This window comes from Streptomyces sp. NPDC040405, assembly GCF_055595765.1.
Genome location: NZ_JBVIVI010000009.1, coordinates 23,356 through 36,154 on the forward strand (window position 1 = coordinate 23,356; position 12,799 = coordinate 36,154).

A 12,799-nucleotide genomic window follows, 5' to 3' on the forward strand; every position below is an offset into this window, starting at 1 on the left:
CGTCACGTCCCAACGGCCACTGTGCCCACGCCCGCCCCCATCCAACCTGTTCGCCCGTCACCGCGTCACATCGGGGTCGGCGCGGCGGGGCGCGGCGGCGGATCGCAGATCTCCTGGCCAGATCCCTCCCGCCGCACCACGTGTTCTCCGTAAGCTGCAGGGGCAACGTGCCCCCTACCGACGAGGACGTGACCGCCATGGCGGACGCCGCCGACACTGCCCGTACCCCCGTCTCGCCGTCCGCCATCGGGGCGGGCCGCTGGGTCCTGGACCCGGCGGGCACCACGGTGCGCGTCCGGCACCGGACGTTCTGGGGACTGGTCAAGGTGCGCGGCGTCTTCACCGGCGTCAGCGGGGAGGGCGAGGTGCTGGCGGGCGGCTCCGCACAGGGCACCCTGACCATCGACGCCGCGTCGCTGGACACCCGGAACGCCAAGCGCGACACCCATCTGCGCAGCGCGGACTTCCTCGATGTGGAGCACCACCCCGAGATCGTCTTCGTGGTCTCGGGCGCGGTGCCCGGCGAGGACGCCACCGTCCGGGTCGAGGGTGAGCTGACCATCCTCGGCCGCGCCCGCCCCCTGTCCTTCACGGCGCGGCTCACCGAGGCCACCGCCGACGCCGCGACGCTCACCGCCGAGGTCGACATCGAGCGCGCCGACTTCGGCATGACCTTCAACCAGCTGGGGATGATGCCGGGCCCCGCCACGATGGACGTCACCGCGCGGTTCACCCGCCGTTGACCAGGGCCCGCCCCGGGACCTCTAGAATCGCCGGATGGCTCTTCCCGAAAACGGACCCGACGTCGTCAACGGCCCCGATGGCAGCGAAGCCCTGCGCGTGCTGCACCGCGTCTTCGGCTATGACGCGTTCCGGGGAGGCCAGCAGGAGATCATCGAGCATGTGATAACCGGTGGTGACGCACTGGTCCTCATGCCGACCGGCGGCGGCAAATCGCTGTGCTACCAGATCCCGGCGCTCGTGCGGAAGGGCGTCGGGGTCGTCATCTCGCCGCTGATCGCGCTGATGCAGGACCAGGTCGACGCCCTGCGGAACGTCGGCGTACGGGCCGGGTTCCTCAACTCCACCCAGGACCTGGACGAGCGGCGGCTGGTGGAGGCCGAGTTCCTGGCGGGCGAGCTGGATCTGCTCTACCTCGCGCCCGAGCGGCTGCGCGTGGAGTCCACGCTGCGGCTGCTGGACCGGGGTACGGTCTCGCTCTTCGCCATCGACGAGGCACACTGTGTGGCCCAGTGGGGGCACGACTTCCGGCCCGACTACCTGGCCCTGTCCGAGCTGCACGAGCGCTGGCCCACGGTGCCCCGGATCGCGCTGACGGCGACCGCCACCGAGGCCACCCACGGCGAGATCGCGTCCCGGCTGAAGCTTCAGGACGCCCACCACTTCGTGGCGAGCTTCGACCGCCCCAACATCCAGTACCGGATCGCCCCGAAGAACGAGCCGAAGAAGCAGCTGCTGGAGCTGCTGCGCACCGAGCACCCGGGCGACGCCGGAATCGTCTACTGCCTCTCCCGCGCCTCGGTGGAGAAGACGGCCGAGTTCCTGGTGAGCAACGGAGTCGAGGCGGTGCCCTATCACGCGGGCCTGGACGCCTCGGTCCGCGCCGAGAACCAGGCCCGCTTCCTGCGGGAAGACGGCCTGGTCGTGGTGGCGACGATCGCGTTCGGCATGGGCATCGACAAGCCGGACGTGCGGTTCGTCGCCCATCTGGATCTGCCCAAGTCCGTCGAGGGCTACTACCAGGAGACGGGCCGCGCCGGGCGGGACGGGCTGCCGTCCACCGCCTGGCTGGCGTACGGGCTCCAGGACGTGATCCAGCAGCGGAAGATGATCGACACCTCCGAGGGCGACGACGCCCACCGGCGCAAGCTGGGTGCGCATCTGGAGGCGATGCTCGCCCTGTGCGAGACCGTCGAGTGCCGCCGGGTGCAGCTGCTCGCCTACTTCGGCCAGCAGAGCACCGCGTGCGGCAACTGCGATACGTGTCTGACGCCGCCGGAGTCCTGGGACGGCACCATCCCCGCGCAGAAGCTGCTGTCGACGGTGGTCCGGCTCAAGCGGGAGCGGAACCAGAAGTTCGGCGCCGGACAGGTGATCGACATTCTGCTCGGCAAGAAGACGGCCAAGGTCATCCAGTTCGACCATGACGCGCTGTCGGTGTTCGGCATCGGCACCGAGCTGCGCGAGGCCGAATGGCGCGGTGTGGTGCGGCAGTTGCTGGCCCAGGGGCTGATCGGCGTCGAGGGCGACTACGGCACGCTGGTGCTCACGGACGGGAGCGCCGAGGTGCTGGGGCAGCAGCGCGAGGTCAGGCTGCGGCGCGAGCCCGAGAAGACGCGCGCCGGGAAGTCGGCGAAGACGGGCGCGGCCGGGTCGTCGTCGAAGCCCCGCAAGGCCGTGGTCGATCTGCCGGAGGAGGCGGTGCCGGTCTTCGAGGGGCTGCGCGCCTGGCGGGCGGCGACCGCGAAGGAGCAGGGTGTGCCCGCGTATGTGATCTTCCATGACGCGACGCTGCGCGAGATCGCGACCGTGGTCCCCTCGACGCTGGACGAGCTGGGCGCGGTGAACGGGGTCGGCGAGAACAAGCTGCTCAAGTACGGGCAGCAGATCCTGGACACGCTGGCGTCCTGACGGCGGCCGCCGAAGCCCCGCCCCGCTGGTCGGGGCGGGGCTTTGGCATGAGTTGCGCATGAGGGTTACCGTCGAGTATTACCTCCGGTAACCTGGGCGCGACGGTGGCCGCCGGGGACTGGGGTACTCCGGCGGCCACTCTCCTCTCTCCAGGCTGCTACAGCTCCTGGATCCGGATGTTGCGGAACGAGACCACATCGCCGGTGCTGTGGGTCTGCAGACCGATGTACCCGGAGGCGAACCGGCGGCCGTCGGTGCCCGGGTCGTCCGAGCGCGGCGGGGTGAAGTCCTGGCCCCCGGCGTTCTCGAACTCATTGATCAGCACACCGTTGCGGTAGATCGAGTAGTGCTGGCCGACCACCCGGACCTCGTAGTCGTTCCAGCTGCCCTTGGGCGCCACGCCCGCACCGCCGAGCCCCACCCGGTCGAAGCCGTAGATCGAGCCGGTCTTGTACATGTCGCCGTCGGGGCGGTCGTTGATCTGCACCTCGTGCCCGTACTTGATGGCGACCCACTCGGGGCGGGACTCCTCGGGGTGGTCGTGCACATCGGGGAAGCGGACGAAGACGCCGCTGTTGGCGCTGCCCGTCCCCGGGGCGTCGTCACGGAACTGCAGCTTCAGCGAGAAGTCGTCGTAGGTGCGCCGTGGGAACCACAGCATGCCCATGCCGTCGACCGTGGAGCTGCTGGTCATGGTGCCGTCACCGTTCAGCCCGAAGGCGCCGCCGCCCACATGCTGCCACTGGTCGAACGACTTCTTCGTACCGTCGAAGAGGTCGCGGTAGCCCTCGCTCTGGCCGGGCTTGCCGATCCCGGACTCGTCGGCGGCCTGGTTGATGGCGTCGCTCTCGCGCTGGTCGATGACGCCGTCGGAGAGCAGCTTCCCGGTCACCGAGGTGACGTGCTTCAGGAAGAGGGCGTGTGAGGACCAGTCCTTCTCGTCCTCGATCAGCTCGTTGATGGTGCAGCGGCTGCGGGTGATGCGGTTGGGGACGCCGGTGTCGACCGTACCGACGATCACGGTCAGCCGCTCGTCCCACTCGGGGCACGCGGGGGCGGGCACGCCGCCGCCCTCGTCCACGGTGAACGCGAGCGTCCTCGGCGACGAGGTGTTTCCGGCCTTGTCGGTGGCGCGGTGGGCGAGGGTGTGCCGCCCGACCCGGTCGACGACGACGGGGGTGGTGTACGCGAGATACGGGCCGCCGTCGAGGGAGTACTCGGTCTTCGCCACGCCGGACCCGGCGTCGGTGGCGGTGAGGGTCACCTTGGCGCTGCCGAGGTAGTTGCCGTCCGAGTTCTTGGTGCCCTCCGCCTTCGCGGTGGTCTCGGGCGGGGTGGTGTCCGTGCTCGGCGGCGCGACCACGGAGAAGCCCACCGATTTCGCCTCGGCGGTGTTCCCCGCCCGGTCGGTGGCGCGGTAGCGCACCGTGTGGGAGCCGTGAGTGTTCACCGTCACCGGTGCCGTGTACTTCGTGAAGTCGCCGCCGTCCAGGGCGTATTCGATGGTGTTGACACCGGACCCGGTGTCGGAGGCGGTGACGGTGACGGTGGCCGTGTCGTAGTAGTCACCGTTCGGGCCCTGCTTTCCGCTCACCGTCGCGGAGGTCTCGGGCGGTGTCTTGTCGTCCGTGGGCGGTGCCACCACGCGGAACTCCGCCGACTTCACCTCGGAGGTGTTCCCCGCCTTGTCGGTGGCCCGGTAGCGGAGGGTGTGGGTGCCCACCTCGTGGACCATCACCGGGGCGGTGTACGGCTGGAACGCCCCGTCGCCCACCGCGTACTCGATCCGGTCCACGCCCGAGCCCGCGTCGGTGGCGGACACCGTGACCGTGGCCATGCCGATGTACGCGCCGTCCGCGTCCTTCTCGCCCTCGACCTTCGCCGAGGTCTCGGGCGCGGTGGTGTCCTGGCCCCCGCCGTCCTCGGTGACCACGAGGATGCCCTGCATCTGGCCGTGGCCGGGGATGGTGCAGTGGAAGCGGTAGCGGCCGGGGGTGAGGGTGACCTCGGTGGTGTACTTGCCGCCGTTGTCGTCCCCGGGGTTGGCGAGGATGTTCAGCGGGACGTCGTTGTTGTACTCGGGATCCGACACGTCGAAGGTGAGGGTGTGCGGCATTCCCATGGTGTTGCCGGTGGCGGCGCTGTTCTCGAAGACGATGGTGGTCTTCCCGGCGACCGCCGTGGTGGGCGCGGAGACGTACTTGGTGATGTCGTCGCCCGCGGTCCAGGTCAGGGTCTGCTGTGCGGCCTTCCGGGGAGCGTCCTGCCCGGACGCGGCCGTGGCCGTGGACAGTCCCGTGCTCAGTCCGAGGACCATGAGCAGCGCGGCGAGCAGCGCCGTCAGGGGTCTCGGGGTTCTGGGGGGTTTCAGCCGCCGTCGTCTCACCGCTGCTCCGCCTTCCTGGCCACGTCCTTGGCGAGCGGGGTGGGCTCGCCGCCCTTGTAGGTGATGTGCCACAGCGCCGACTTGGCGTCGGAGGTGAAGAAGCCGCGCCCGTAGTCGAGCACGTAGAGCGAGCCGTCCGGGGCGAACTTCCAGTCCATGAGGTTGCGGATGCCGTCGGCGCCCACCGGGATGATCTTCTTGAGGGATTCGGCGTGCACGGGCAGCCCTCCCTTGCCGACGGTCCTGGGGTCGGTCACCACGGCGTGGCGCGGCTGGTCGGCGTCGTAGAAGTCGCCGACGAACCACTTGCCGTCCCAGTACGCGGGCCACTTGGTGGCGCTGTTGCTGGTCTCGTCGTACCGGTAGACCGGGCCGTTCATCGTGGCCTGGCCGCCGCCCTTGAGCCACGGCAGCAGGAACTTCGCCTCGGACGCCTTGTAGCTGGGGATGCCGTCGGCGTTGCGCGGATAGTCGGGGGCGCCGCCCTGCGGCGAGTACCAGATGGTGTTCCCGGTGACCGGCGGCAGGTTCACCAGGCCGTTGTTGTTGGGCGACTCGTTCTTGGGGGCGTCGCAGTCGTACCAGCCCAGCGGCTTGCTCGGGTCGGGCAGGTTGCGGTCGCGGTACGGCTGCTTGTTGCCCATGCAGAACGGCCAGCCATGGTTGCCCGCCGTGGTGATGGCGGCGAACGTGTCGTACTTGGCCGGACCCCAGGTGGTGCTGGGCTCGCCCGCGTCGGGGCCGACCCAGCCCGCGTAGAGGATGTCGGTCTTCTTGTCGACGAAGATCCGGGCTGGGTTGCGCACGCCCATCACATAGATCTCGCCACGGGTCTTGCCGCCGCCCTCGTCGGGCTCCTTGCCGGTGAAGAGATTGCCCTCGGGGAGGGTGTACGTGCCGTCGGCCTCGGGGTGGATCCGCAGGATCTTGCCGTTGAGGTTGTTGGTGTTCCCGGCGGTGCGGCGGGCGTCGGCGAAGGACACGCCCTTGTAGTTCGGCTGCGGGTTGTTGCCCGAGTAACCGTCGCTGAACTGCGAGGAGTTGTTGTCGCCGGTGGCGATGTAGAGATTGCGCTTGGAGTCCCAGGCCATGCCGCCGCCCGCGTGGCAGCAGCTGTGGATCTGCACCGGCCAGGACAGCAGCACCTTCTCCGAGCCCATGTCGAGCTTGTCGGTCTGCGGGTTCAGGGTGAAGCGGGAGACCCGGCGCTCGGCCATCCGGGTGTCGCGGTTGATCCGGGAGTGCGGGGTGTAGTGCAGATACACCCAGCCGTTGGTGAGGAAGTCCGGGTCCAGCTCGATGCCGAGCAGCCCTTCCTCGTTCTTGATCAGCTCATCGCCGCCGCCCTTGTTGCCGAAGACGGTGAGCGCGCCGGCGAGCGTCACCTTGCCGGTCTTGGGGTCGTAGACATGGATCTGGCCCTGACCCTTGCCGATGTCGGGGTTGTTCCAGTCGGTGACGACGGGCGCGCTGTTGTCGCTCCCGCCGCGGCCGATGTACAGCACCCGGCCGTCCGGGGCGGTGACCAGGCCGTGCGGCTCGCCGATCTGGTCCGCCTGGCCGGGCTGGTTGGGCTTGGTGACCCGCTCGGCCTTGTAGTTGGCGGTGATGGTGGCCTGGCAGTCGGCGCGGGCGAGCCGGGTGGTCCACAGCAGCGCGCCGCGCAGATGGGTACGGAAGTCCGCCTCCCGGAAACCGGCCGCGGTGCCGCCCATACCGGTGTAGAAGGACCGGCCGCCGTCGTAGTCACGGCACCAGGAGATGGGGTGGTCCCAGCCATTGGCGCCGGAGCCCGGCTGGTAGCTGCTCTCCCGGACCCGGGCGACGGTGTGCACCTGACCGGAGGGGTTCGTCTTCCAGTTGGGCCAGGTGTCGGGGCGCTTCCACTCCAGCGGCAGGTCCTTGGTGGCCGGGTGGGTGCGGTCGCCGACCTCGACGACGGCCCGCTGGGCGGTGTCGGGGCTGGTGGCCGCGGGGCGGGCGCCGATCAGACCGGTGAACCAGTCCGAGTACGGCTCGTTGCGGGCCGCGTCATGGATGCCGAGGAAGCCGCCGCCCGCCTCCATGTACGTTTCGAGCCCGGCTTCCTGCTCGGGGTCGAGCACATCACCCGCGCCGGTCAGGAACACGACCGCGTTGTACGTGCCGAGCTTCGGCGCCGTGAAGACGGAGGCATCGGCGGTGGCGTCGACCGTGAAGCGGGTGGCCGCCGGGCCCTGGTTGCCGATGCGTTCGATGGCCTCGATACCGGCGTCCACGGTCGGCGCCTCGTCCCCGGCCGCGCCGTGGAACACCAGCACCTTGACGTCGTCGCCGCCCGGCGGGGACGGCAGCGCCAGCCGCGGGCGCTCCTCGGGGCGGGCGGCGGCAGGGGTGCCGCCGAGCATGGTCGCGGTGACGGCCCCGAACAGCAGTGCCGCCAACGCCGCGCGTCTCCTCCGCGGCCGACGCTTCGTCAGCCGACGCCTTTCCGAGGGCTTTTGGTACGGTTCATCCCGCATGAGTAACCCATCCCTCTCCGGTACCGGATACACCGCGAAGGAAGCTAGACGCCTTTTCGCACTCCGCCAATAGCTATGACCGCAACTCGACGAACTTTGTCCTGAGTGTGGATGAACGAGCGTCCTCCCGCTACCGTGATGCCATCCCCGGGGCACGTGCGCATCGGCAACTACCTGAACTGCCGCACCGAGTTGGGAGAGCGATGAGCGACGCACCCGGCACCATGCCCAGACGCGGCTTCAGCCGTCGGCTGCTCGCCGGTGGCGCGGCCGCCGCGGCGATCGGCGGCCCGCTGCCCCTCGCCTCCCCCGCTGCCGCCGCCTCCGCGGAAGGCGCCTCGGGGGAAGGCCCCAAGCGCCGGGTGGCCACGGCGGCGGCCGGTGGCGTGGTCCGCCGCATCAAGATGTACGCGGAGAAGCTGCCGGACGGGCAGATGGGCTACGGCCTGGAAAAGGGCAAGGCGTCCATCCCCGGCCCGCTGATCGAGCTGACCGAGGGCGACACCCTGCACATCGAGTTCGAGAACACCATGGACGTCACCGCCAGCCTCCATGTGCACGGCCTCGACTACGACACCGCCAGCGACGGCACCCAGCTGAACCGCAGCGCCGTGGAGCCGGGCGGGACGCGTACGTACACCTGGCGCACCCATGTCCCAGGCACCCGCGCGGACGGCACCTGGCGGCCGGGCAGCGCGGGCTACTGGCACTACCACGACCACGCGGTCGGCACCCCGCACGGCACCGGTGGCCTCCGCAAGGGGCTGTACGGGCCGGTGGTGGTGCGCCGCGCGGGGGACATCCTGCCGCAGAAGCAGTTCACCATCGTCTTCAACGACATGACGATCAACAACAAGTCGGGCCATGACGCACCCGAGTTCCGGGCCACGGTGGGCGAACGTGTCGAGATCATCATGATCACGCACGGCGAGTACTACCACACGTTCCATATGCACGGACATCGCTGGGCGGACAACCGCACGGGCCTCCTGGAGGGGCCGGACGACCCGAGCCGGGTCATCGACAACAAGATCACCGGCCCGGCCGACTCGTTCGGCTTCCAGGTGATCGCCGGGGAGAACACCGGCGCGGGCGCGTGGATGTACCACTGCCATGTCCAGAGCCACTCCGACATGGGAATGGCGGGACTCTTCCTCGTCGCCAAGGCCGACGGCACGATCCCGGGCTACGACCCGCACCACCTGAGCGCGGGGCACAAGTCGTAGCTCACGGGCCGTAGCTCACGGGGCGTAGCTCACGCGTCGGTGCGTCAGCCGCCGAGGATGTGCACCTCGGTGGAGTTGCTGCCGGTGTTGCTCTTCTTCACCGCGACCAGGTCGGACGTGCCGTCGCCGTTCCAGTCCGCCATCCCGAAGTCGAAGGTGGCGTCGGTCTCGTGGAGCGCCGTACCCGTCTGGAGCGCGAACCGCTGGAAGTTGCTCGCGGCGGACAGCACGTGCACCTCGGTCGAGTTCGTGCCCGTGTTGCTCTTCTTGAGGGCCACGAGGTCCTGGCGGCCGTCCTTGTCCCAGTCCGCCACGCCGAAGTCGAAGGTGCCGTCGGTCTCGTGGAGCGCCGTACCGGTCTGGAGCACAAAGCGCTGGAAGCCGCTCGCGCCCGAGAGGATGTGCACCTCGGTGGAGTTGCTGCCGGTGTTGCTCTTCTTGATGGCGGCCAGATCCGGGCGGCCGTCCCGGTCCCAGTCCGTCACCGCGAAATCAAACGTCCCATCGGTCTCATGCAGCCCCGTACCGGTCTGGAGCACAAAGCGCTGGAAATTACTCGCACCCGAGAGGATGTGCACCTCGGTCGAGTTGCTGCCGGTGTTGCTCTTCTTGATGGCGACCAGATCCGGACGGCCGTCCCGGTCCCAGTCCGTCACCGCGAAATCAAACGTCCCATCGGTCTCATGCAACGCCGTACCGGTCTGGAGCACGAACCGCTGGAAATTACTCGCACCCGACAGAATGTGCACCTCGGTCGAGTTCGTACCCGTATTGCTCTTCTTGACCTCGATGAGGTCCGGACGGCCGTCCCGGTCCCAGTCGGCGACCAGGCTCGCGAACGTGTTGTCGGTCTCGTGGAGGGCCGTGCCGGTCTGGAGGAGGAACCCGCCGAACGGATTGGCGCGTACGCCCGAGTCGGCGGCCGACGCGCTTCCGGGGAAGGCGAGGACCATGCCCAGTAGTGCGGGGGCGACGGCACCGATGGCTCTCTTGACGCGCATAGAAACGTCTCCCTGCCTCGTGCCCTCGGGGAGCTCCCGAGAGCCGGGGTGATGCTATGGGCGAGTGGAGAAGATGGGAGTGCCCTGCGCGTCGCGTGGGGCGCCATAGGCCAAAAAACACGGCTGAGCGTCCGATTCCGGTCGGGGAGGCCCTGCGGGCACCGCGTGAAGACGGGCCGCGTCAGGTGGATTCGTCCGGGTCCCAGTTGAGCAGGCGCACCTGGGCGACGGTACGGACATGGCGGCGCATCGCCGCGGCCGCGGCCTTGGAGCGGCCCTCGGCGATGGCGTCGAGGATCTTGCGGTGCTGGGCGAACGACCGCTTGGGGCGGCCCGGCTGACGCAGCGACTCCTCCCGGCTCTCGCCGATCTGCTCGGCGATGGAGCGCATGAACTCGGCCAGCAGCGGGCTGTGGGCGGCGGCGGTGACCGCGGCGTGGAAGCGGCGGTCGCCCTCGACGCCGTGGCGGCCCGTCGCGATCTCGTCCTCCATCCAGTTGAGCGCCTGCTCCAGCGCGGCGAGGTCGTCGTCGGTGCGGCGCTCCGCGGCGAGTTCGGCGAGCTTGGCCTCCAGCGCCTCGCGGGCGTCGAGCACATCGGGCAGCCGCCGCCTGCGCTCCACCAGGCGCTCCACGGGCTCGGTGTCGAGGCTGTCGCGGAGCAGCCGCATGCCGCCGCCCTGGCGCACCTCGACCAGGCCCTGGACTTCGAGGACGACGATGGCCTGCTTGACGGAGGCGCGGCTGATGCCGAGCCGATCGGCGAGTTCGCGCTCGGTGGGCAGCCGGTCGCCCGCGCGCAGCCCGCCCTCCTCGACATAGGCGCGCAGCCGCTCCAGCACCTGCTCGTACAGGCGCTGACGGCTCATCGGGCGCAGTGCGTCGTCGGCCATACGAGCTCTCCCCCTGCTGCGGCTGGCTGCTGCGGTTGGTGACGGCTCCGATTCGCAGCGTAGCACCGGGCGAACGGAGGAGTGGTCGATTGGCTCAGCCAATATGCCACGCATGTATTGACTGTTGAACCGTCCCGCGCGCAACGTGTGTCGCGGCTGGGCCACTTGTGACGGGAGCGCGCTCGATGTCCGACGAACTGATCTCGATACTCGTGCTGGTGGTGGTCTTCGTGATCGCCACCACCAGATCGATCAACATGGGCGCGCTCTCCTTCGCCGCCGCGTTCGGCGTGGGGGAGCTGGTCGCCGGATTCGACGCGGACAAGATCTTCGCCGGCTTCCCGGGCGATCTGTTCGTGGTGCTGGTGGGCGTGACGTATCTGTTCGCGCTGGCGCGGGCCAACGGGACCACCGACTGGCTGGTGCACGCCTCGATCCGGCTGGTGCGCGGGCGGGTCGTGCTGATCCCCTGGGTGATGTTCGCGATCTCCGGCGTGCTGACCGCGATCGGCGCGGTGAGCCCGGCGGCGGTCGCGATCGTGGCGCCCCTCGCGCTGAGCTTCGCGGCGCGCTACAAGATCAGCCCGCTGCTGATGGGGGCCATGGTGGTGCACGGCGCCCAGGGCGGCGGCTTCTCCCCCATCAGCATCTACGGCTCGATCGTCAACGGCATCGTGGAGCGGGAGAAGCTGCCGGGCAACGAGGTCACCCTGTTCCTGGCCAGCCTCGTGGTCAACCTGCTCATCGCGGCCGTCGTGTTCGTCGTCTGCGGCGGGCTGAAGCTGCCCCGTACCGACGACGCGGCCGCGGCCGCGACGGAGAACGAGGAAAAGGCGGCGGACGCGGACACCCGGCTCACCCCGGCCCGGATCGCGACCCTGGTCGCGCTGGTGGCGCTGGTGGTCGCCGTCCTCGCCTTCGATCTGGACGCCGGGCTCACCGCGATCACCCTCGCGGTCGCGCTCAGCGTCTTCTGGCCGGACCACGGCAAGCGGGCGGTCAACGAGGTCACCTGGCCCACCGTGCTGCTGATCTGCGGTGTGCTCACCTATGTCGGGGTGCTGGACGAGATGGGCACCATCTCCTACGCGGGCAACGCGGTCACCGACATCGGCATCCCGCTGCTCGCGGCGCTGCTGCTGTGCTACATCGGGGCGATCATCTCCGCCTTCGCCTCCTCCGTGGGCATCATGGGCGCGCTCATCCCGCTCGCCGTCCCCTTTCTCTCCCAGGGGCACATCGGCGCGGTGGGCATGATCGCGGCGCTCTCGGTGTCGGCCACGGTCGTGGACGTCAGCCCCTTCTCGACGAACGGCGCGCTGGTGCTGGCGGCCGCGCCCGATGTCGACCGGGACCGGTTCTTCCGGCAACTGATGATCTACGGCGGCATCATGGTGGTCGCCGTCCCCGCCGCCGTCTGGCTGACGATGGTGGTCCCGGGCCTGGGCTGAGCGCCCGGCCCGGGACGACCGGGGTCAGCACATCTTGTAGTCGGCCCGGCTGCTGTTGTACGAGCAGGTGTCGACCGTGGTGCCGCCGCTCTTGCGGAGCGTGGCCTTGTCGCTGGTGTTGTTCCAGACGTAGGCGCGGCGGTCCTGGTACTTGGTGGCGGAGGTGTCCGAGCCGGTGCCGGTCCGCACCGTCACCGTCTTGCCCGCGCCGAGGGTGTACGACGGGAAGGTGTACGCGTGGCGGCTCGCGTCGACCACCACCCAGCCCTTGAGGCTCACCCCGCGCGAGGTGGAGTTCTTGATCTGCACGTACTCGGCGTTGAGACTGCCGTTGCTCCGGGTGTCCGTACCGGGAGAGTCGTAATAGATCTTGTGCAGATGGACGGAGCCCGCGGCCCCGGCCGGCGCCGCGGGATACAGCAGCGCGATGGCACAGCCCGCGGCGATTGCCGCGCCTGCCCTGGCGGTCTTGACGAACATGACGTCTCTCCCCTGGTGTCGCGGTGGTGCGCACACAGACGGACGGACGGCCGCGCCCGAGATGGTTTGGGAGTCACGAGGTGACTCCCTCGGTGCGGCCGTCCGTCCGTCTTCCCCCACCTGTGTGGGCAACCAGAGTGGACCGTGGGGCGCGGTGGCGGCAGGGCTGCGCGGCCCCTGATCAGGGGCCGTCCGGCCCTTGCGGCGCTC

9 protein-coding genes are annotated in these 12,799 nt (G+C 69.6%); 4 read left to right on the forward strand and 5 right to left on the reverse strand.

Annotation, left to right across the window (positions count from 1 at the left end):
* Nucleotides 1-197 precede the first annotated feature (197 nt).
* Nucleotides 198-743: a YceI family protein gene (locus ACZ59A_RS31495; protein ID WP_470966507.1), complete on the forward strand. Its 546-nt coding sequence runs from the start codon at nucleotides 198-200 to the stop codon at nucleotides 741-743.
* Nucleotides 744-777: 34 nt separating this feature from the next.
* Complete coding sequence (recQ, locus tag ACZ59A_RS31500) at nucleotides 778-2,652, forward strand: DNA helicase RecQ (protein ID WP_470965676.1); 1,875 nt, start codon at nucleotides 778-780, stop codon at nucleotides 2,650-2,652.
* Between the two features lie 157 nt (nucleotides 2,653-2,809).
* On the opposite strand, the gene ACZ59A_RS31505 is transcribed toward recQ, so the two are convergent.
* Nucleotides 2,810-4,969 carry an OmpL47-type beta-barrel domain-containing protein gene (locus ACZ59A_RS31505; protein ID WP_470966509.1) on the reverse strand — a complete coding sequence of 720 codons (2,160 nt, stop codon included), beginning with the start codon at nucleotides 4,967-4,969 and terminating at the stop codon, nucleotides 2,810-2,812.
* Between the two features lie 65 nt (nucleotides 4,970-5,034).
* Nucleotides 5,035-7,425 carry a ThuA domain-containing protein gene (locus ACZ59A_RS31510; protein WP_470966512.1) on the reverse strand — a complete coding sequence of 797 codons (2,391 nt, stop codon included), beginning with the start codon at nucleotides 7,423-7,425 and terminating at the stop codon, nucleotides 5,035-5,037.
* Between the two features lie 317 nt (nucleotides 7,426-7,742).
* On the opposite strand from ACZ59A_RS31510, the gene ACZ59A_RS31515 reads away from it, so the two are divergent.
* Complete coding sequence (locus tag ACZ59A_RS31515) at nucleotides 7,743-8,765, forward strand: multicopper oxidase domain-containing protein (protein WP_470965679.1); 1,023 nt, start codon at nucleotides 7,743-7,745, stop codon at nucleotides 8,763-8,765.
* Nucleotides 8,766-8,809: 44 nt separating this feature from the next.
* On the opposite strand, the gene ACZ59A_RS31520 is transcribed toward ACZ59A_RS31515, so the two are convergent.
* Together ACZ59A_RS31520 and ACZ59A_RS31525 are read right to left on the reverse strand one after the other, a co-directional pair.
* Nucleotides 8,810-9,766, reverse strand: a complete 957-nt coding sequence (locus ACZ59A_RS31520) for an FG-GAP repeat domain-containing protein (RefSeq protein WP_470965682.1) — start codon at nucleotides 9,764-9,766, stop codon at nucleotides 8,810-8,812.
* A gap of 181 nt (nucleotides 9,767-9,947) precedes the next feature.
* A complete protein-coding gene (locus ACZ59A_RS31525) occupies nucleotides 9,948-10,658 on the reverse strand; it encodes a FadR/GntR family transcriptional regulator (RefSeq protein ID WP_470965686.1) in 711 nt (236 codons plus the stop codon).
* Between the two features lie 185 nt (nucleotides 10,659-10,843).
* Here ACZ59A_RS31525 and ACZ59A_RS31530 point away from each other — a divergent pair, with 185 nt between their 5' ends.
* A complete protein-coding gene (locus ACZ59A_RS31530; RefSeq protein WP_470965689.1) occupies nucleotides 10,844-12,109 on the forward strand; it encodes an SLC13 family permease in 1,266 nt (421 codons plus the stop codon).
* A 24-nt stretch (nucleotides 12,110-12,133) separates the two neighbouring features.
* On the opposite strand, the gene ACZ59A_RS31535 is transcribed toward ACZ59A_RS31530, so the two are convergent.
* Nucleotides 12,134-12,589 (reverse strand): lamin tail domain-containing protein, encoded by a 456-nt coding sequence (locus tag ACZ59A_RS31535; RefSeq protein WP_470965692.1) that lies wholly within the window; start codon nucleotides 12,587-12,589, stop codon nucleotides 12,134-12,136.
* Between the last annotated feature and the right edge of the window lie 210 nt (nucleotides 12,590-12,799).

Bases quoted from the DNA above. Each gene is read 5' to 3' on its own strand.
- ACZ59A_RS31495 (WP_470966507.1), top strand. From the start codon at position 198: ATGGCGGACGCCGCCGACACTGCCCGTACCCCCGTCTCGCCGTCCGCC.
- recQ (WP_470965676.1), top strand. From the start codon at position 778: ATGGCTCTTCCCGAAAACGGACCCGACGTCGTCAACGGCCCCGATGGC.
- ACZ59A_RS31505 (WP_470966509.1), bottom strand. From the start codon at position 4,969: ATGGTCCTCGGACTGAGCACGGGACTGTCCACGGCCACGGCCGCGTCC.
- ACZ59A_RS31510 (WP_470966512.1), bottom strand. From the start codon at position 7,425: ATGCTCGGCGGCACCCCTGCCGCCGCCCGCCCCGAGGAGCGCCCGCGG.
- ACZ59A_RS31515 (WP_470965679.1), top strand. From the start codon at position 7,743: ATGAGCGACGCACCCGGCACCATGCCCAGACGCGGCTTCAGCCGTCGG.
- ACZ59A_RS31520 (WP_470965682.1), bottom strand. From the start codon at position 9,766: ATGCGCGTCAAGAGAGCCATCGGTGCCGTCGCCCCCGCACTACTGGGC.
- ACZ59A_RS31525 (WP_470965686.1), bottom strand. From the start codon at position 10,658: ATGGCCGACGACGCACTGCGCCCGATGAGCCGTCAGCGCCTGTACGAG.
- ACZ59A_RS31530 (WP_470965689.1), top strand. From the start codon at position 10,844: ATGTCCGACGAACTGATCTCGATACTCGTGCTGGTGGTGGTCTTCGTG.
- ACZ59A_RS31535 (WP_470965692.1), bottom strand. From the start codon at position 12,589: ATGTTCGTCAAGACCGCCAGGGCAGGCGCGGCAATCGCCGCGGGCTGT.